This is a genomic window from Pseudomonas prosekii (genome assembly GCF_900105155.1).
GTDB lineage: Bacteria > Pseudomonadota > Gammaproteobacteria > Pseudomonadales > Pseudomonadaceae > Aquipseudomonas > Aquipseudomonas prosekii.
Window position 1 is genome coordinate 472,937 of the sequence record NZ_LT629762.1, and the last position, 18,491, is coordinate 491,427.

An 18,491-nucleotide genomic window follows, 5' to 3' on the forward strand; every position below is an offset into this window, starting at 1 on the left:
GCGAAGATGCGCGAATCAGATGTGATCCTTACCCCGCAACATGCTGTCCAGCACATCATCGCGGCGCACCCAGCCATGGAACAGCGCCGCCGCCAAGTGCAGCAATACCGTCAGAAACAGCAGGTACGCCAGATACCCGTGCGCCTTGCGCAGCAAAGCAAATACTTGGGCATCAGCCGGCATGATCGATGGCAATTGCAACGAACTGCTGAGCATCACCGGGTCGCCAGCAGCGGAAATCATCGCCCAGCCGAGCAACGGCAAAATCAGCATCAACGCATACAGCAACACGTGCGATGCCTTGGCCGCCAGCGCTTGCCAACTCGGCAAATCCGCCGGCAGCGGCGGCTGTTGCGTCGAGAAACGCACCACCAGGCGCACGATCACCAGCAACAAAATCGCAATGCCCAACGGCTTGTGCAGGTGAATCAGCCATTCATGACGTTCGGACACCGAGGCCACCATGCCGGCGCCGATAAACAGCATCGCGATAATCATCAGCGCCATCAGCCAGTGCAACAGGCGCGCCAGCGGGGCGAAATGTTTCGGTTGGGCGCTCATTGTTTAGCCTCCTGTTTAGCGGCGGGCAACTGACTGACTTCGCTGGTGCGGCGCAAGTAGGAACTCGCGTAACCGGCCGAGCGCGCAGCGAGCAATGGGTCGGCGGAGCCTTCGATGCCGGCCGGCAACACCAGCGGATCGTAGTTGATGTCGCGGCACTCGCCGTCCAGTTGCGGCTGGGTAGCGTTGAGCACCAACGTCCCGGCGTTGATCACTTTGCGCCCGGCGGGCCAGGATTTGCTGGCGTCGTTCACCGGATCGTCAGCGTTGGCCAACGTCAGGTTCAACTGGAAACGCAGCGGACCTGCGCCGATCCGTTGCACCAAGTCTTTCTCAAGGAAATCCGCGCCTTCAGGCGCCGTCGCCCCGGCCGCGTCCTGCGCCAGCGGAACCATGCTCCAGCGCACGGCTTGCTTTTGCCCCGCCGCATTCACCAGATAGAACGCGTTGACGCTGTTGTAGGTTTCCGTCACGTAGCTCGCCGACGGCTTGGCCGTCTTGATCCAGGCCAGGAACGGCCCCGCTTCCGGATGCGAACCAAAGAATGCCGGGACCGCCGCCGGGTTCGGTTTACCGGTGGCCGGGTCCGGCGATTGCGCTTGCTGCAACTGATAAAACGCCTCGGGCGTGCCCACCGGGAACACCGGCATGCTGTTCATCCCGGTGCGCCACTGTTGGCCATTGGCTTGGGTAAAACGTAACGCCAGGCTGCGGATCGGCACGCTGCTGTCCGGCGCGTACGGGCTGCCCGCCGGTAACGCAAAACGGCCGACCACCGGGGTCTGCGGGTCGTTGAACACTTGCGCGCTGGAATAGCTGCGCGCTTCCCCGCTGCTCTCGAAATGACCGATTACGCACACGCCTTTCGAGTGATTACGGCGGAAACCCGGGTGCACGCCGTTGTTGGTTTCGAGCACGTTGATCAATTTTTTCGGGGTCAGCCGTTGTGGGTCAAAAGTGCCGTTGACGTAGGCAAAAGCCCCGGCAACTGCCGCGACGATCACGCCGATGCCAGCCAGGCGCGCAATCAGGCTGGCGCTGCTCAGCGGCGGCCGGTTGGGCGGTGTTGAGCGATCTACCATGAAAGACTCCAGGGCCAGCGGCCACAAGTGAGAAGAATCAGCCAGACGCACCCCGCGCAGGTTTATTCCATCGCCCGGTATTTATTTTTGCGGGCGTGGAATAACCTCGAATGCCGTACGTCTTCCTAGTCCTAGCGTAGTGACTGGCCGGAACTTCATGCACGATATCGACGAACAACTGCGGGAAATCATTCCCAGACTGCGCCGGTTTGCCGTGTCGTTGACGCGCAACGCCAGCGGCGCCGACGATCTGGTCCAGGCCAGTCTGGAAAAAGCGCTGTCGAGTTGGAGCGACAAACGCCCCGACGGAGACCTGCGCGCCTGGCTGTTTGCGATTCTGTATCGGCAGTTTCTCGACGCGCACCGGCGCTCCCGGCGTTACGCGCGCATGCTCGAATTCTTTACCGGACGTGACGATGCGCAGCCTTCGGTCGAGCGCACGGTGATCGCCCAATCGACCCTGCAAGCCTTCGACCAGCTCAACACCGAACAGCGCGCGTTGCTGCTCTGGGTGTCGGTCGAAGGCCTGACGTATAAAGAGGTCGCCGAGATTCTCGGCGTCCCGACTGGCACCGTGATGTCCCGCCTGTCCCGCGCCCGCCAGGCCTTGCGCGAACTCAGCGACGGCGAAATCAGCCGCCCTTCCCTGCGGAGACTCAAATGATCAGCATGCCCCCAAGCGAGCGTGACCTGCACGCCTACGTCGATCACCAACTCAGCGACGCCGACCGACGTCTGGTGGAGACTTTTCTGACAAGCAACGCCGACGTTTGCGCACAGGTACGCGCCTGGCAACAGGACGCCCAGCAACTGCGCGCGGCGCTGAGTGGCGCGTTGCAGCAGACGGCTAATCCGCAGCTTGACTCGGCGCTGGTTCGCCAGCGCCTGAAACGTCAGTCCCGACGCAATCTGGCCAGCGCGGCGGTGTTGCTGATTGCAGTCAGTGTCGGCGGTTTTGGTGGCTGGAAAGCACGCGAGATCGCCCTCGTCAGCGCCCAGCCGCCCATGGCCGATGCGATGCAGGCGTACCGCTTGTTTGCGCAGCAAGGCGTGATGCCGGCGGATTACAAAGTCAGCGATGACGGCGATATGCAGCGTTGGCTCGACCGCTATTTCACCCAGGCCAATCGTCTGCCGGACCTGGCGAACGCAGGGTTCAAACCGGTCAGCGGGCGCTTGCTCAGCACCGAGCAAGGGCCGGCGGCGATGGTGGTTTATGAGGACGCGGGCGGGCACAAGATCAGTTTCTACGTGCGCCCACCGGGACCAAAAAACTACCTGCTGCCGCGCGGCAGTCGCAGCGATGGCGAGTTGCAGGCCGAGTACTGGTCGGGCGCCGGGTACAACTACGCAATGGTCAGCCCGAACGACACGCCAGCGGCGCAACTGCTCAAGCAAACACAGCAGTTTTAGCCACACAAAACCCTGTAGGAGCGAGCCTGCTCGCGATTACGGTGTGTCAGCCGAAATTGATGTAACTGAAACACCGCTATCGCGAGCAAGCTGAACTGGCCTAATGATTTTGGACACTTCAATCGGGCGCTATGATGGCGCCCAAATCTGAGGTGTTTTTGGATATGCGTAATTCTTATTCAACTGAGTTCAAACTCAAGGCTGCTGGCATGGTGCTGGATGAGGGGATATCGGTTCCCGAGGTTTGCGCCAGTTTAGATATTGGCCCTACCGCCTTGCGTCGCTGGGTCGATCAGGTGCGTAAAGAACGCCAGGGTTCGACCCCGGTGGGAGCCAAAGCGATCACGGCTGACCAGCGAGAAATCCAGGAACTCAAAGCCTTGCTCAGGCAAAAAGACCGGGATATCGAAATCCTAAAAAAGGCCAGTGCTCTCCTGCTTTTGGACGCCAAAGATCATTCTCACTGATCAATGAGCTGGGTGAGCGATACGGCGTTAACGACTGCTGCCGGGTGTTTGAAGTCAGCCGCAGCAGTTTTTATGCCTGGCGTCAGCGCCAAGGCAAGGTGAACCCTGAGCGGGAGAAACTCAAAGCCATGCTGGTCGAGCATCACAAGGAATCCAGAGCTTCCGCGGGGGCGCGCACCCTTTCCAGGGAGCTGCAAGCCAAGGGGCATCGCGTCGGGAGGCACATGGCTCGCAGCTTGATGCGAGAAGCCGGCGTGGTCAGTCGTCAGCGCCGACGTCACAAATACAAGTCATCTGGCGTTGAAGCCTTGGTGGCGCCGCACGTGCTTAAGCGCGAGTTTGATGTCACGGCGATCAACCAAGTGTGGTGCGCGGACGTGACGTACATCAAGGTCGGCACGCGGTGGATGTATTTTGCAGCGGTTCTGGATCTGTTCGCCCGCCGGCTCGTGGGGTGGGCGTTTTCGATGATCTCGGATGCGGAGCTGACCTGCGAGGCCCTACGGATGGCGGTTGAGCTGCGAGGCAAACCCAAAGACGTGCTGTTTCACTCCGATCAAGGCTGCCAGTACACCAGCCATAAGTTCAGGAATGAGTTGCTGGCGAATGGACTGCGGCAAAGCATGAGTCGTAAAGGCGAATGCTGGGATAACGCCCCGATGGAGCGTTTCTTTGGAAGTCTGAAATCAGAGTGGGTGCCTGAAGCCGGTTACCGCTCGGAGTATGAAGCCCGGGCTGATTTGCAGCGCTACGTGGTGCGCTACAACAACTTCAGGCTCCATAGCTACAACGATTACCGTTCACCGGTCGCCATGGAGAAAATGGCGGCGTGAAAAAACCGTAATTGGTGTCCAGGATTACTTGACCAGATCAAGCTCGCTCCCACAGGGGGCAGCGTCGTTCATAAATATTGCAATCAACCCAATCCACTGTGGGAGCGAGCTTGCTCGCGATAGCAATTTGTCAGCCGCCATCCCCGGAGAATGAACCGGCGCTTTCGCGAGCAGGCTCACTCCTGCATTGAGTTTGGGCGGTAGTCAAAATCCGACATCCAGCACCACGCTGTCCTGATAGGTCCCGGCCGGCGGGGTGTTTTGGTCGCTGTAGATTTTCGCGTTGTAATTGAACACCTGGCTGCCGGTGCCGAGGCCGTTACCGGGATTGACCTCGGCATCGGTGCTGGCTCGCCGCGCTGCGCCGACACTGCCCCAGCGCGTGGTGCCGGCGCTTTTGAAAATGTCATAGGCCAGATAATTCCCCCCGGAAATCATCCGCCGGCGCCCGCCGACGCTGACGGCTTGCTGGCCATCGCTCAGCCCCACGGTATAGGCGCTGCCCTTGGTGCAGGCCAGGTTGATGGTCTGGCCGGTGACCGGGGCAAACGCGCTGATCACCGGGGCGCTGCCGAAGTTGATGTTCGGCGCAGTGATCGTGCAGTCATTCGCCACAGTCAGGTTGACCGTCAACGTGGTGTTGCCGCTGCCGATGTCGCGCCCCACGCAGATATTGCCAATGCCGAGGCCGGAACAATAATTCCAGCTCCAGGCAATGCTCAGGGTTTCGCTGTAGATCCCCGCTGCGACGTTGCTGCCGATGGTCGTGCGTAAAAAAATCGGCACAGTCTTGGGCACCACGCTGCCGAGCAACCCCAGCGCGTCGATGATGCCATTGCGGGCGAAATCGAAGGCAACGCCTCGGGTCAGCGGGTAGCTGGTGGAATTGTTGGCGTACAGCGTGTAGTTGATGATGTCGCCGGTCGGGCCGCGCAGGCCGCTCTGGCTGGAGGTGACGGTGGTGTAGAAATGGTCATTGGCGGACAGCAACGACAACAAAGAACCGGTGCAGCTCAACCCGGCGTTGAGGCTCGAACTGCTCTGCACCGTGGTGCGCACCGCGATCGAACTCAGCGAACCGAACGCGACCGGCGTGGTGCTGACCACCGAGCACAGCGCCCACGCCGAACCCGGCAAGCACAGCGCCAGCAACGCGAAGAAACACCTGACCATTGGCCTGATCATTGGCCTGATCATTGGCACACCAGCGGCCCGATCAACGGGATCTGCGCCTGCTGCATGTCCACGGCAAATTGCACCTGACAGTGGCTGCCATCGGCCAGCGTCACGCGCAAACGGTTCTGCGCCTGAAGGTTTTCCAGGTACACCAGCCCGTCCCAACCGACCACGGTTTGCGCGCCACTTTGCTCATGCACAACGCCGCTGCCCAGCGGCAATTCCTGCTGCCGCGCGTCCACCAGCACAATGCTCGCGGCGACCACCCGTTGCAGCGGAAACTCCAGCAGATAACCGCTGCCGCGGCGCACCGCAATCCGCTGTTCGACATTAGGGCTGCGCACGTTGGCCGGCAGGTTGAGCGGATCGATTTCATATTTGCCACGGTAATAAGCGCTGCTCCACGGCACCAGAAGATGGCCATTGCGATCGGTCTGGCCGACCTGCTGATTCTCGTAGCGCACCGGAATATCGGCGTAGCCGTCGGTGCTGACCACCACAAACGCGTCGTCGATGCGATTGGCGGCGAACGCCTGACGGTCCATCCACACCAGCGAACCGCTGGCGTCGGCCCAGCGGGTTTCAGCCTCGCTGGTGCCGTAAACGCCAGCCTGCAATTGCACCGATTGCAGGCGCCAGGTCAGGTCGGCCTGCCGGTATGCCGGGCCGTCGCCCTGCGCATAACCGAGGTTGAAACCGACCCCGCCTTCGGTCGGCACCGCGCGGCTGTAATTGACGCGTTGCTGACTCTGCCCGGTTTTGCTGCGTTCGCTGCTGATCGCCAGACTGCCGCGCAGGTCGAACGGAATCACCAGTTGCGCCTGCAGCGCCCAGTTGCTGTCACCGATCTCGCGGTTGCCCGACAGGTAGAAACTGGTGTTGCGCCACAGCGGTTTGCTCCACGTCAGGTTAAGCAGACGGGTGCGCGAATCGTCCGCCGCGCGCACATCGAAATAACCGACGCCGAGGCTGCCCCACGTGTCGAGATTGAGGCTCAGGGTCGCTTGCTCGCTGCGCTTGCTGAGGGTCGCGTACGGGCTGTCGACCACCGTCAGGTCGGCGTAGTTTTCATGCCGTTGCAGCCGCTGATAAGAAAAACTGTAACGCTGACTGCTGTACTGATAACCAAGGCTCAACTGCTGGCCGTTTTCGCCGTCGAACTGGCTTTGACTGAGTGCGGTGTTGAGCACGCCGAAATTGCCCAGGCGCACATTACCGCCGAGACCACCGAGGGTCAGGGCTTGCGATGCTTCGGCGTGGCTCTCCAGCGTGAAGTTGTCGCTGACGCCGTAACGCAAACTGCCGGACGTGACGCCGGAACCGTAACCGAAATCCTTGAGGCCATAGTTGCGCCGCAACGTACCGGCGGCCACGGAAAAATCGCTCAGACCTTTTTGCAGCAAACTGCTGGTGACGTAGAACGGCACCGTGGTCGAAACCTGGCGACCCAAGGCGTCGGTGGTAACCACCACAGCCTCGCCAGCGCCGTTGATGAACGGGATATTGGTCAGCGTGTACGGCCCCGGTTGCAGGTCGGCGCTGCTGGATTTGTAGCCGTTGATGAACAGATCGACCGAGGACGGCACCGCCGCTTCCCCGGCAAATTGCGGCAGCGGGTATCTCACCAGGTCCGGGCGCACGCCAAAGTCGCGCGACAGTTGCAAACCGCCGAGGCGCACCGAACTGCTCCAGGGCAAGGCGCCGCTGACCAGATCGCCGGCCTCGTAGGTCAGCAGTCGCTCGTCATCGGAATAACGCCACGTGGTGTCGTAGCGCAGGTAGCCGTTATTCAGCGTGCTGACGGCGTTGCCCGACAAGGTCTGGCGGTATTGCCCGGTGTTGGACAGCGTGCCCCAACCGTCAAACAGCCGCAGTTCGTTCCATGCCGCGAGGTAGGTGCCGGCATCGTCGGTGTCGTTGAGGTACAGATCGTAGTTGAGCAACGCGCCGAAACTGCTCAGCGCCGGGGTGCGCGGGTAGGCTTCGCGGCTGCCGACAAATTGCTCCGGCAACCACTCCGGCGGCACGTTGACCAGCAGCCGCTGGCCGGTGCTGTCGTACTCACTGTGCAGGCCCGGCAAGCTGTCGAGATCGACGTCGGCATCGACGTTTTCCGGCAGCTTGATGCCGCTCGCGCTTAAGGCCGAGGCCGGGAGAAAGAAGCGCCCGCCACGCTGATCGACGGCGACCACGCGTCCGGTATTCATCTGATTGACCACCAACTCCAGAAACAACTGTGCATCGGCCACGGCCTCCATGCCGCTGGGCGGCGGCGGCAAATCGCCGGCCTCGGTGCGCGGGACGATCAGCAGCCAACACACGCAGATTGCCGCCCGGATCGGACTTTGCAAACTGCGAGCCCAAGCGGGGCTCATTCGCGTTTTACGTCCGTCAATGGACCTTGTCCTCCTTGTTCAGCCTGTCTGGCGAAACCGGGTCGTCAGTGCAGGGGCCGCTTCGCAGCCCGGCGCGAGCAGGCTCGCTCGCCACAACAGCTCGAACGCCGTGATATCAGCGCAGTGGCGAAATGCTCTGCACCTGGCTCGCCCCGTTTACCCGCACCAGCAACGCCGATTCCCCGGCCAGCGGTCCCGGCGCCGGCCAGCGCATCACCGCGCCCGGCAGCACGTAACCGAGCAACCCTTCCACCAGCGGTTTGCTTTGCCCGCCCTGCTTCAGCGCCACATCGGTCAACCGCGCATGCACCGCGCCCTGATTGCGCACTTCGACATACGAGCGGCCATCGACCGCCACCGTGCGCCAACTCAAGTCGGGCAAACCGACCCCCTTGGGATCACGCGGGCGATTGGCGTCTTCCTTGCTCCACAACCCTGCGCCGTAAGCGAACAACGGCACTGAATAACGCATCTGGAAGCGAATCGCCGCAGCCGTCTTGCCGTCCTCGGCGGCGGGCGGCGTGGCCGAAGGAATCTCGTCGATGATGATCCGATAAGCCAGTTCCTGCCCCGGCGGGACGTCCTTGGTCCGGGTCAGCCGTACCAGCTGTTTTTGCCCCGGTTCGATCTTCGCCACTGGCGGGCTGCCAATCACATCACGCTGGTTCTGGTACTGGTCGTTGAAGCCGTTCTGGCTCCAGGCAAATACGCGTATCTGCAAGTTGGCCGTCTCGCTGCCACGGTTTTCCAGCCACAACGCACTAGCCTGTTGATCGGCCTCCAGCACTGGATCGATTGGCCAGATCAGCACCGAGCTGGCGGCCTGCGCCCTGGCAATCCCGAAGAACATCAGCGCCACTGCTGCCGCGCGCAAAACCTGTGAAGCCATGTGCCTGCTCCTTGTTGAAATCACTGCACTACCAAGACTGCATCACCACGACAGCTGCACCTGCAACACATCGCTGTACGTTCCACCGGGCTGATTGCCCGGCAACTGCACCTGCCCGTAAATCGGCAAGCGGATGTTGTTGGCATCGGTGTAAGCCACCGCCACGCTCTGGCCGACGCCCAGCGCCTGGCTGAATGCCGCATCGCGAAACAACGAATACGCCACGCGATTGCTCCCGGTGCTCAGCTGCAAATGGCGACCGCTGCTGTTGTACTGGCCGCCATCGACGCTCATGTTCAGGGTTACGCCCGGCGTGCACTGCAACTGCACGCCACCGCTCAACGCCACTTGCACCGCACCGGTGGCCAGCGCCGAACGACTGCCGAAGTCGAGGCTGCCGTAATTCGACACACCGCCGACCACCAGGCACCCGGCCGTCACCGTCGCGCTGACCTGAAAGCTCTGACTGGTCACCGCCGCCAGCGGCAACGGCAGGCTGCCCGCACACAGCAAAACCAGCGTCGGCCATCCCTGGCGAGCCATGGCACTAGAACGTCAGTTCGACGGCAACAGTGTCGGTGTAGGTGCCGGCGGGTAAACCGGCCTTGCCGACTGCCTTGCCGTAGATATTCACGGTCTGCGCCACGCCGGTACTGGCGGCGAGGTTGATCACGCCGTCGATGGCAAGAATCTGCGAGTGCCCGGCGTCGGTGTACAGGTCGTAAGGCACGAAGTTGCCGCCGCCATCGGCCAGCGCGCGGGTGCCGCCGGGCGACTGTCCGTCATGGCTGCCGGCGCGCACTTTGACCGCCGGGATAGTGCCGCTGGAGCACAGAATCGACAGCCCTCCGCCGCCACCGCCCAACACCTGCGCGTCAGCCTCGGTGAACAGGCTGTTGGCGACGCCGAAGTCCAGCGCACCGAAGTTCAGCCCCGTGGTGCCACCGGCGCCGTTGACCTGACAACTGCTGATCAGCGTCAGGCTGGAGGTGATCTGGCCGGTGACCGTGGTGGCCGCGATGGCGCTGGAGGCCAGCGTCAGGCTGAGCAATGACAAACCGATCCTTGATGCAAACATGTGCATGGTGTCCGTCCTCTACGGGGTTACCAATCGAGCGTTACCGTGAGGGTGTCGGTATAGACACCGGCCGGAACCGCGCGGGTATTCGCCACCACCGCGCCATATACCGGGATCGGTATCTGCTCTGCGTTGGTCACGGCGAAATTGTGTTGTTGGCCGATGCTGTAGCCCTGTGTGCCGGAAGCATCGAGGAACAACTGATAAATGAGGGTCTGGCGGCCGTTGCTCAGGCGTCGGGTGGCGCCGTCGCCGTGGGCGCCACCGTCGATGGTGACGGTGAACCCGGTGACCGAAGGGTTACAGGCGACATTCAGCGTGCCGCTGCCGTTGTCGCTGAGGCTGGCCTTGATCGGATTGGTCCAGGTCGGCCCCTGCTGGCCGAAATCGAGGCTGCCGAGGTCGCCGACCGGCAGGTCGGGACGCGTGCCATTGTTGACTTCGCAGCCGGCAATGATCGTCAGCCGCGCCTGGATCTGCCCGCTGACCAGCGCATACGCAGGCTCGGCCAGCAACGACAGTGCGCCTGCGGCAAGAAGAGCGCATGCGGCAAAAAGAGCGCCTGTGGCGTAAACGCGCCTGCGGCGAAAATTTTCCAGTGCTTGTCAGTCAGCGCCAAACCCAGTTCCCTCTGGTGTCGAACCCCGGACGATCAACCGGCATCGTCCCCTTCCCTGCGCTACCCGACTCGGCGGGAGCAATCAAAACAGCGCCTGCTACCAGGTGACGGTCACCTTCACCAAGTCTGAGTAACGGCTGACATGCGGAATTTCCGCCAGCCGTTCGATCCGTGCATACAAAGGCAAATCCACCGAACCGCTGTCCGGTACGCGCCCGCTCACCGGCACATCCACCGCCAGCGGAATGCGCCGCGCCGGGTCTTGGTAGAGCCGATAGGGGATGGGTTTGCTCTGTTGGTTGGCTCCCGCCATGTAGCGCACGTCACCGACGCCGCCATGCTGGCCGCCATCGACGCGTAATTGATACGGAGTGTCCGGATTGCACTCCAGTCGCGGCAGGCGCGAACTGATCAGGGCGGCACTCAACGGGCCGGCGGGGTCGTCGAGACGCGCCGTGCTGCCGAAATCCAGCACACCCAATTGCTCGATGCCCGCGCTGCGTTGCTGGCCGACCAATTGACAGCCGCGCAGCACATCGACACGCACTTGCACCTGCATTTCTGCGGCCAATATCGGCGTGCCGAGCAGCATGCCCAACACCACGAAAATCCAAAATCCTTTCACTGCCCCAATCCTTGTAAGGGGTGGCTCCTGAAAATCAGGTTAGCCAGCGAACGAAATTTCGCCAGTTATTCGCGGCAATTGGATCCAGCAAAGTGGCGGGGATTTGTTTCGATTTGTTGAAGAAGCTGCGGTACAACGGCGGGAAAATAGCTGTCCACACCGCAGTTTCTCGTACAACCAGGCATCGTTTACCCCTGCGCGCGTGGCAGGACAATTCACCCTTTGGTTAAACTACGCCGCCGACGCTCCAAGCGCCGGTCTGCTGATTTCCGGGGTGCTATTTATCGTGGCTGTTCGACCGCCAAACCGTCCGCAAAAGACACCGCGCTGGCCCGCGTTGCGCCGCTTGTTCGGCAAAGCGCTGCTCGGCGATAAGGTGTTGGGCAAAAAACTATTTGGCAAAGCGGCGTCGCCCGGCAACCCACGGTTGATTCACGATTACTTTCAGCACAAAGCGTTTGCGCAGGGCTACACCCTCAGCCACAGCCAGCAACGAGTGATCGACTGCATGGCGCAGCACGCCACCCATTTGCTCGGATCGTCGGCGAAAACCCTGCCCGGGCTGTACTTGCATGGTGCAGTCGGGCGCGGCAAGAGCTGGTTGCTCGACGGATTTTTCCAGGCCCTTCCGATCGAACAAAAACAACGTCTGCACTTCCATGAATTCTTCGCCCGGTTGCATCAAGGCATGTTCGACAATCGCGAGCACAACGATGCCCTGGCAACGACGCTGGACACGCTGTTGCAGGATTGCCGGGTGTTGTGTTTCGACGAGTTTCACGTGCATGACATCGGCGACGCGATGCTGATCAGCCGGCTGTTCAAAGCCTTGTTCCGCCGCGGCATTCTGCTGCTGGTGACGTCCAACTACCCGCCCGAAGGCCTGTTGCCGAATCCGCTGTACCACGCGCGTTTCAAACCGGTGATCGACCTGATCAACACGCGCATGCAAGTCCTGGAAGTCGGCGGCCCGCATGATTACCGCAGCCAGGTGTGCACCGATCATTTGCAGGTGTTTACCCACGGCCAATATGTCTGGCCGGCGACGCCGCAGCAGCGGCAAGCGCTGCACCTGCCGGACCGCGCGCAGCCCCTGGAACTGACGGTCGGCACGCGACAAATGCCGGCGTGGTTTTGCCACGGCAGCACGGTCGGCTTCAGCTTCAGCGACCTCTGCGATCAGCCGACCGCGGTGATGGATTATCTGCAATTGTGTCGGCGTTTCGATCACTGGGTGATTGATCAATTGCCCTGCCTGGCCGAGTGTTCGATTGCAGCGCAGCAGCGATTCATCAACCTGATCGACGTTTTGTACGATCAGGACAAACACCTGGTGTTGCTCGGACAGCGCTCCTTGCATGAAAGCCTGGGCGGCGATGCGATTGATCTGGCGCGCACGCGCAGTCGGTTGGGGCAGTTGGTCGAGGTTCGCGAGGTTGTTTGACTGAGCGGTTTTTTGCGGGATGGCTGCTCGCGAAACCGGCCTGACCGGCAAACCAACTTCCCGCTATCATGCAGCCCATTCTCCGGGCCGCGCGCCCGACGCCACGATCAATAGCGAATCCCGTTGATGAATACCCTTGCCCAATTGCAGGCCGGTGAACTGGCCGGCATCACCCGCCTCGACTTGTCCTGCGGCCTCAGCGAATTCCCCCGGGAAATCTTCGACCTCGCCGATTCGCTGGAAGTGCTCAACCTCAGTGGCAACGCCTTGCGCAGCCTGCCGGACGACCTGCATCGGTTGCACAAATTGCGCATCATTTTCTGCTCCGAAAACCTCTTCAGCGAACTGCCGGCGTGTCTGGGCCAATGCGCGGCGCTGAGCATGGTCGGCTTCAAGGCCAATCGCATCGAACACGTGCCCGGCGCCGCCCTGCCGCCGCTGCTGCGCTGGTTGATCCTGACCGACAATCGCATCAGCGAGTTGCCGAGCGAACTGGGCCAGCGCCCGCACCTGCAAAAACTCATGCTGGCCGGCAATCGCTTGCAACAGTTGCCCGAGAGTCTGCGCGATTGCCATCAGCTCGAACTGATCCGCATCGCCGCCAACCAACTCGGCGAACTGCCTGAATGGCTGCTGACTCTGCCGGCGCTGAGTTGGCTGGCGTACGCCGGCAATCCGCTGGAAACCGAAGCCAACGCCGCTGCGCTCGAAGAGACATCGAGCATTGCCTGGTCGCAGTTGCGTCTGGAACAGCAATTGGGTGAAGGCGCGTCGGGGGTAATTCATCGCGCCACCTGGCAGCGCCCGGATCAACCGGCCAGCGAGGTCGCGGTCAAACTCTATAAAGGTGAGATGACCAGCGATGGCTCGCCGCTGCACGAGATGAATGCCTGTATCACCGCCGGCCTGCACCCCAACCTGATCCGTGTTGAAGGGCGAATTGTCGAGCATCCGCAGGCGCAGGCTGGGTTGGTAATGCAGTTGATCGACCCGAGTTATCGCAATCTCGCGGGGCTGCCGAGCCTGGCGTCGTGTTCGCGGGATGTTTACCGCGACGACACACGTTTTACCGCAGCAGTGGCGTTGCGCATCGCCGGTGGCATTGCTGCGGTGGCCGCGCATTTACACCGGCAAGGCATCACCCACGGCGATTTGTACGGCCACAACATTTTGTGCAATGAGCACGGTGATTGTCTGTTGGGGGACTTTGGTGCGGCGTCTTTTCATGCCACTGGCGACAGCGTTGAGAGCCGCGCGCTGCAACGCATCGAAGTGCGCGCGTTTGGCGTCTTGCTGGGGGAATTGCTGGCGCGGATTGATTCGGGGTTGAGTGCTGAACAGCGTCTGGCGCTGGAGGATTTGCAACAGCGTTGCTGTCAGCCGGATGTGCTGGCGCGGCCGGGGTTCAGCGAGATCGTGCGCGAACTGAAGGACCTGTAACCGCTGCACATTGATGGGCCAGCGGGCAAAAAAAAGTGGCAATCGCCTCAACGATTGCCACTTTTCATCAAACCCTATACGCCTGGTAAGGCTGGTTTAAACGGCTGGATTATTGGCCGTAAACATCAAAATCGAAGTACTTGTCCTGAACCTGCTTGTACTTGCCGTCGGCGCGGATTTCAGTGATGGCGGTGTTGAATTTGTCCGCCAATTCCTTATCGCCCTTGCGCACGGCAATGCCCGCGCCGCCGCCGAAGTATTTGGCGTCTTCGTAGGTCGGGCCGACGAATGCAAAACCTTTACCGGCGTCGGTTTTCAGGAAACCGTCGTCAAGGTTGACCGAGTCGGCCAGCATTGCGTCGAGGCGACCGGAGACCATGTCGAGGTTGGCTTCCTGCTGGGAGCCGTAACGCACCAGGATGATGCCTTTGGGTTCCAGCACTTCCGTGGCAAAACGGTCGTGGGTGCTGGCGCGCAGTACGCCGACTTTCTTGCCTTTGAGTTCGGTCAGCGGGTCTTTGACGTCGGTGCCTTGCTTCATCACGAAGCGCGCCGGCGTGTGGTAGTACTTGATGGTGAAATCGACGTTTTTCTTGCGGTCATCGGTGATGGTCATGGACGACAGGATGGCGTCGATTTTCTTCACTTTCAGCGCCGGGATCAGGCCGTCGAACTCTTGCTCGACCCACACGCATTTGACTTTCATCTGCTCACACAGCGCATCGCCGATGTCCACGTCGAAACCGGCGAGTTTGCCGTCAGCGGTTTTCATCGAGAATGGCGGATACCCGGCTTCAATGCCGATGCGGATCGGCTTGGCATCGTCAGCCACAGCGCTGAGGGACAACATCGACAGTGCCAGGGCACCAAACATCACTAGCTTGTTCATTTATAACTCCATGGTGTGCGGAGGTTTTTATTGGCAGCTTTAGAGTGGCAGTTTCGATGGATGAAGATCGAAAGTGGCCGCAGTCTAGAGTGGCTTTGGGCCAGCCAATTATCTATAAGCGACAAATACTTATAGAAAAAACCAAGTATTACCCACACACCCGTAGGAGCGAGGCTTGCCCGCGAAGGCGGTGTGTCAGCCAACATTGGTGTTGAACACGACCAGCCTCTGTGGGAGCAAGGCTTGCCCGCGAAAGCGGTGTGTCAGCCAACATAAATGTCGAACACGACGAGCCCCTGTAGGAGCAAGGCTTGCCCGCGAAGGCGTTGTGTCAGCCAACATTGGTGTTGGATCTGACGGCCTCTTCGCGGGCAAGCCTCGCTCCTACAGGGTTATCGTTTTATGGCAGGTCATCGTTTATTGGCAGGTCAGCATTCGCAGCCAATCGCCCCGCTAACCGCGTCAACGCTTAGCGCAAACCCTTCATCCAGCCACCCGGTAACCCCGCCGATCATTTCCTTGACCGGGTAACCCAGCGCCGCGAGTTTGACTGCGGCTTTGTTTGCGCCGTTGCAATGCGGGCCGGCGCAATACACCACAAACAACGTGGACGCGGGATAAGCCGCCAGCGTCTGGGCGGTCATCAATCGCCCCGGAATGTTGATCGCCCCCGGCACGTGCCCGCGCTGGTAGGCCGATGGCCCGCGCGTATCCACCAGCACGAAATCCACCTCGCCAGCCTCCTGGCTGCCATAGACGTCGGAACAATCGGTTTCAAACGTCAGACGATTGCTGAAATGCATGAGGGCAATCGCGGACGGGGCGGCGGGGATTTGGCGAACCAGACTGGTCATGGTGTGTAGTCCTTGGTAGCGGTAGGTGTAGGCAAACTTTATCTGCCAGACACTTGCCGCTACAGTGGCGCACAAGACACTTACCGGGAAGTTTCCGCCAAATGCCCAACACCCCAGGACTGGTCGCGATTCTGGCCTATGACGGCCTCTGCACATTCGAGTTCGGCATCGCCGTGGAGATCTTCGGCCTGACCCGGCCGGAGTTCGATTTCCCGTGGTACCAGCACCAGATCGTTGCCGTGGATGACGGGCCGATGCGCGCCATGGGTGGAATCCAGGTGCTGGCCGACGGCGGCATGCCATTGCTTGAAACCGCGCGCACCATCATCGTCCCCGGTTGGCGCGACCGCCAGGCGCCGGTGCCAGAGGTGTTGCTGGTTGCGTTGCGCCAGGCACATGCGCGCGGCGCGCGGTTGCTGTCGATCTGTTCAGGGGTGTTTGTGCTGGCGGCCACTGGCCTGCTCGACGGTCACCGCGCCACCACCCACTGGCGCTACACCGGCGAATTGGCGGAACGTTTTCCGAACATTCTGGTGGACCCGGACGTGCTGTATGTCGATTCGGGCCAGTTGATCACCTCGGCCGGCAGCGCGGCGGGCATCGATGCTTGTTTGCATTTGGTGGCGCGCGACTTCGGCACGCAAGTCGCCAACTCGGTGGCGCGGCGCCTGGTGATGTCGCCGCAACGCACCGGCGGTCAGGCGCAGTTTATTCCGGCGCCGGTCAGCGCTTCGCCCCGCAGCGATTTGTCCCGGGTCATGCAATGGGCGCGCGAGCGTTTGCACCAACCGCTGGAAGTGCGCGACCTCGCCAGTGAAGCCGCGATGAGCGAACGCACCTTTCTGCGGCGTTTTACCGAGGCCAGCGGCCTGTCGCCGAAAACCTGGCTGCAACACCAACGCCTGGCCCGAGCGCGGGAATTGCTCGAAAGCACCAGCGCCAACACCGAACAGATCGCCGAGCGCTGTGGCTACCGGTCCGTGGAAAGTTTTCGGGTGGCGTTTCGCAGCGTGGTCGGGGTGCCGCCGTCGGTGTATCGAGAGCGGTTCGGGCGGGAGGTCACGACGATTTCCTGAGGTGACCTTATTGGCCCAATCGCGAGCAGCTCACTCCTACAGAGTCAGCGCATTCCCGTGTAGGAGCGAGGCTTGCCCGCGAACAGCCTCGCGCAGACACCTGAAGTTTCAAAGCTTGCGCAGCAAATACGTGTCCATGATCCAGCCATTCGCCAACCGCGCCGCTTTACGTACCCGCTCGATCTCCGGCGCGACGTCTTTGAGCTTGCCCGAGATGAGGATTTCATCTGGCGTGCCGAGGTAGGCGCCCCAGTAAATCTGCGTCTCCGGATCCGCCACGTGATGGTAGGAATCTTCGGCATCAAGCATCACCACGACGCTGTCCGCCTCACTCACCTGCCCCGCCGCCAGTCGCCGGCCGGTGGTGATTTCAATCGAGCGGCCAATGCGGTTCAGCGGCACTTTGTGTTGCGCCGCCAACGCCTGGACGCTGGTGATGCCGGGGATCACTTCGAACTCGAAGGTGCAACGCCCGGCATCGAGGATTGATTGCAGGATGCGTACGGTGCTGTCGTACAACGCCGGGTCGCCCCACACCAGGAAACCGCCGCATTGGCCGTCGGACATTTCCTCGTTGATCAGCCGTTCGAAGGTGTTTTGCTTGGCCAGGTTCAGCTCCTCGACGCTGGTCTTGTAGTCCACATCGCCACGCTCGCGCTCGGGGCTGTGGGCTTCGACAAAACGATAATCGTGATCGGTGATGTAGCGTTCGCAGATCTCGCGGCGCAGGTCGATCAACTTGTCTTTGCTCTGGCCCTTGTCCATGAGGAAAAACACGTCGGCGCGGTTCAGCGCTTTCACCGCTTGCATGGTTATGTAGTCCGGGTTGCCGGCGCCAATGCCGATGACCAGCAAGGTTTTCATCAAATTGCTCCTTCAAAAGCAGTGCCCATCAAGCGTAGCCGCCAGCGCCCGGTGAAACGCAATTCGAGCGCCGAGAGCGGCTCGACATCGATCAGGTGGGTCGCCGGGCTTTGCAGCACGTGCGCCAGTGCGGCGCGAATAACATAAGGATGAGTGACCGCGATCACCTGGCCCGGTTGCGCCTCCAGCGTGGTAAGCCATGCCGCAACACGTGCGCCGAGTTGGTTTACCGACTCGCCACCGTGCGGCGCCGAATCCGCGTTGTCGAGCCAAGCGCTGAGCGCTTCAGGCTCATGCTTTTGCAGATCGCTGAGGCGCTGGCCCTGCCAACGACCGAAATCACAATCACGCAGGGCTTCGACGACTTGCGCATCGTTGCCATACAGCTCGGCGGTTTGCCGGGTCCGGGCCTCGGGGCCGCACAAGAGAATTGGTGCCACGTCGGATGCATCGCGACGGCAAGACTTCGCCGATTGCCAATCGATTTCCACCGATTCGTCCGTAGGAAAACGCGCGAGTTTCTGTGCGACGGTTCGGGCGTGGCAGATCAGGGTCAAACGGGTCGCCTGCACGGGTGATTACTCTTGATGGAAAACCAAACGGCAACACGCCGCCAACGATCGGGGGATTGTGCCGCAAGAAGTGCCCGCAACCCACAAACCTTTGGCAAATTCAGTGGCTGAAAGGATGATCTCCGACATGCCTATGGTCAATGTCCTACACGCTGTGTCGACATCTACGTAGCCCCCGGAACACGGGTGTTTGCTCCCATCTCATGCGCAAAT

Annotated in this window: 20 protein-coding genes; 7 read left to right on the forward strand and 13 right to left on the reverse strand. The window is 61.2% G+C overall.

Features of this window, described 5'->3' with window-relative positions; translation table 11 throughout:
- Nucleotides 1–15: 15 nt before the first annotated feature.
- Both BLU01_RS02175 and BLU01_RS02180 read right to left on the reverse strand, forming a co-directional pair.
- The gene (locus tag BLU01_RS02175; RefSeq protein ID WP_092270212.1) at nucleotides 16–561 is read right to left on the reverse strand and encodes a cytochrome b; all 546 of its coding nucleotides are present in this window, start codon (nucleotides 559–561) and stop codon (nucleotides 16–18) included.
- Complete coding sequence (locus BLU01_RS02180; RefSeq protein ID WP_092270215.1) at nucleotides 558–1,643, reverse strand: catalase family peroxidase; 1,086 nt, start codon at nucleotides 1,641–1,643, stop codon at nucleotides 558–560. Before BLU01_RS02180 ends, BLU01_RS02175 begins: the two co-directional genes overlap by 4 nt.
- Before the next feature lie 157 nt (nucleotides 1,644–1,800).
- Here BLU01_RS02180 and BLU01_RS02185 point away from each other — a divergent pair, with 157 nt between their 5' ends.
- The 4 genes from BLU01_RS02185 (at nucleotide 1,801) to BLU01_RS02195 (ending at nucleotide 4,356) form a co-directional block, all read left to right on the forward strand.
- A complete protein-coding gene (locus BLU01_RS02185; RefSeq protein WP_092270218.1) occupies nucleotides 1,801–2,307 on the forward strand; it encodes an RNA polymerase sigma factor in 507 nt (168 codons plus the stop codon).
- On the forward strand, nucleotides 2,304–3,056 hold the full coding sequence (locus tag BLU01_RS02190) for an anti-sigma factor family protein (protein WP_092270221.1): 753 nt from the start codon (nucleotides 2,304–2,306) through the stop codon (nucleotides 3,054–3,056). Before BLU01_RS02185 ends, BLU01_RS02190 begins: the two co-directional genes overlap by 4 nt.
- Before the next feature lie 164 nt (nucleotides 3,057–3,220).
- The gene (locus BLU01_RS27900) at nucleotides 3,221–3,523 is read left to right on the forward strand and encodes a transposase (protein ID WP_231987094.1); all 303 of its coding nucleotides are present in this window, start codon (nucleotides 3,221–3,223) and stop codon (nucleotides 3,521–3,523) included.
- 8 nt (nucleotides 3,524–3,531) lie between these two features.
- Complete coding sequence (locus BLU01_RS02195; RefSeq protein ID WP_231987151.1) at nucleotides 3,532–4,356, forward strand: IS3 family transposase; 825 nt, start codon at nucleotides 3,532–3,534, stop codon at nucleotides 4,354–4,356.
- A 204-nt stretch (nucleotides 4,357–4,560) separates the two neighbouring features.
- Here BLU01_RS02195 and BLU01_RS02200 read toward each other — a convergent pair whose 3' ends face one another.
- The 7 genes from BLU01_RS02200 to BLU01_RS02230 all read right to left on the reverse strand — a co-directional run bounded on the left by BLU01_RS02200 (nucleotide 4,561) and on the right by BLU01_RS02230 (nucleotide 11,106).
- A complete protein-coding gene (locus BLU01_RS02200) occupies nucleotides 4,561–5,529 on the reverse strand; it encodes a Csu type fimbrial protein (RefSeq protein WP_092270223.1) in 969 nt (322 codons plus the stop codon).
- Nucleotides 5,530–5,549: 20 nt separating this feature from the next.
- Nucleotides 5,550–7,907 (reverse strand): fimbria/pilus outer membrane usher protein, encoded by a 2,358-nt coding sequence (locus tag BLU01_RS02205; RefSeq protein WP_092270226.1) that lies wholly within the window; start codon nucleotides 7,905–7,907, stop codon nucleotides 5,550–5,552.
- A gap of 136 nt (nucleotides 7,908–8,043) precedes the next feature.
- The gene (locus BLU01_RS02210; protein ID WP_092270229.1) at nucleotides 8,044–8,817 is read right to left on the reverse strand and encodes a fimbrial biogenesis chaperone; all 774 of its coding nucleotides are present in this window, start codon (nucleotides 8,815–8,817) and stop codon (nucleotides 8,044–8,046) included.
- A gap of 42 nt (nucleotides 8,818–8,859) precedes the next feature.
- Nucleotides 8,860–9,360 (reverse strand): Csu type fimbrial protein, encoded by a 501-nt coding sequence (locus BLU01_RS02215; RefSeq protein WP_092270232.1) that lies wholly within the window; start codon nucleotides 9,358–9,360, stop codon nucleotides 8,860–8,862.
- Between the two features lie 4 nt (nucleotides 9,361–9,364).
- Nucleotides 9,365–9,901, reverse strand: a complete 537-nt coding sequence (locus BLU01_RS02220; RefSeq protein WP_092270235.1) for a Csu type fimbrial protein — start codon at nucleotides 9,899–9,901, stop codon at nucleotides 9,365–9,367.
- Between the two features lie 20 nt (nucleotides 9,902–9,921).
- Nucleotides 9,922–10,416, reverse strand: a complete 495-nt coding sequence (locus tag BLU01_RS02225; protein WP_231987154.1) for a Csu type fimbrial protein — start codon at nucleotides 10,414–10,416, stop codon at nucleotides 9,922–9,924.
- 195 nt (nucleotides 10,417–10,611) lie between these two features.
- Nucleotides 10,612–11,106 (reverse strand): Csu type fimbrial protein, encoded by a 495-nt coding sequence (locus tag BLU01_RS02230; protein ID WP_092281424.1) that lies wholly within the window; start codon nucleotides 11,104–11,106, stop codon nucleotides 10,612–10,614.
- A gap of 319 nt (nucleotides 11,107–11,425) precedes the next feature.
- Here BLU01_RS02230 and zapE point away from each other — a divergent pair, with 319 nt between their 5' ends.
- Both zapE and BLU01_RS02240 read left to right on the forward strand, forming a co-directional pair.
- Complete coding sequence (zapE, locus tag BLU01_RS02235; protein ID WP_092281426.1) at nucleotides 11,426–12,583, forward strand: cell division protein ZapE; 1,158 nt, start codon at nucleotides 11,426–11,428, stop codon at nucleotides 12,581–12,583.
- Between the two features lie 126 nt (nucleotides 12,584–12,709).
- A complete protein-coding gene (locus BLU01_RS02240; RefSeq protein ID WP_092270241.1) occupies nucleotides 12,710–14,023 on the forward strand; it encodes a leucine-rich repeat-containing protein kinase family protein in 1,314 nt (437 codons plus the stop codon).
- A gap of 109 nt (nucleotides 14,024–14,132) precedes the next feature.
- Here BLU01_RS02240 and BLU01_RS02245 read toward each other — a convergent pair whose 3' ends face one another.
- Together BLU01_RS02245 and BLU01_RS02250 are read right to left on the reverse strand one after the other, a co-directional pair.
- Nucleotides 14,133–14,912: an ABC transporter substrate-binding protein gene (locus tag BLU01_RS02245; RefSeq protein ID WP_092270244.1), complete on the reverse strand. Its 780-nt coding sequence runs from the start codon at nucleotides 14,910–14,912 to the stop codon at nucleotides 14,133–14,135.
- A 428-nt stretch (nucleotides 14,913–15,340) separates the two neighbouring features.
- Nucleotides 15,341–15,766 (reverse strand): rhodanese-like domain-containing protein, encoded by a 426-nt coding sequence (locus BLU01_RS02250; RefSeq protein WP_092270247.1) that lies wholly within the window; start codon nucleotides 15,764–15,766, stop codon nucleotides 15,341–15,343.
- Nucleotides 15,767–15,867: 101 nt separating this feature from the next.
- Between BLU01_RS02250 and ftrA the strand changes: the two genes are divergently transcribed.
- Entirely contained in the window at nucleotides 15,868–16,842 is a 975-nt protein-coding gene (ftrA, locus tag BLU01_RS02255) for a transcriptional regulator FtrA (protein ID WP_092270250.1), read from the forward strand.
- Between the two features lie 108 nt (nucleotides 16,843–16,950).
- On the opposite strand, the gene cobF is transcribed toward ftrA, so the two are convergent.
- On the reverse strand, nucleotides 16,951–17,706 hold the full coding sequence (gene cobF / locus BLU01_RS02260) for a precorrin-6A synthase (deacetylating) (protein WP_092270253.1): 756 nt from the start codon (nucleotides 17,704–17,706) through the stop codon (nucleotides 16,951–16,953).
- Nucleotides 17,706–18,278, reverse strand: coding sequence for a histidine phosphatase family protein (locus BLU01_RS02265; protein ID WP_092270256.1), 573 nt, complete (start codon nucleotides 18,276–18,278; stop codon nucleotides 17,706–17,708). Before BLU01_RS02265 ends, cobF begins: the two co-directional genes overlap by 1 nt.
- Nucleotides 18,279–18,491 lie beyond the last annotated feature (213 nt).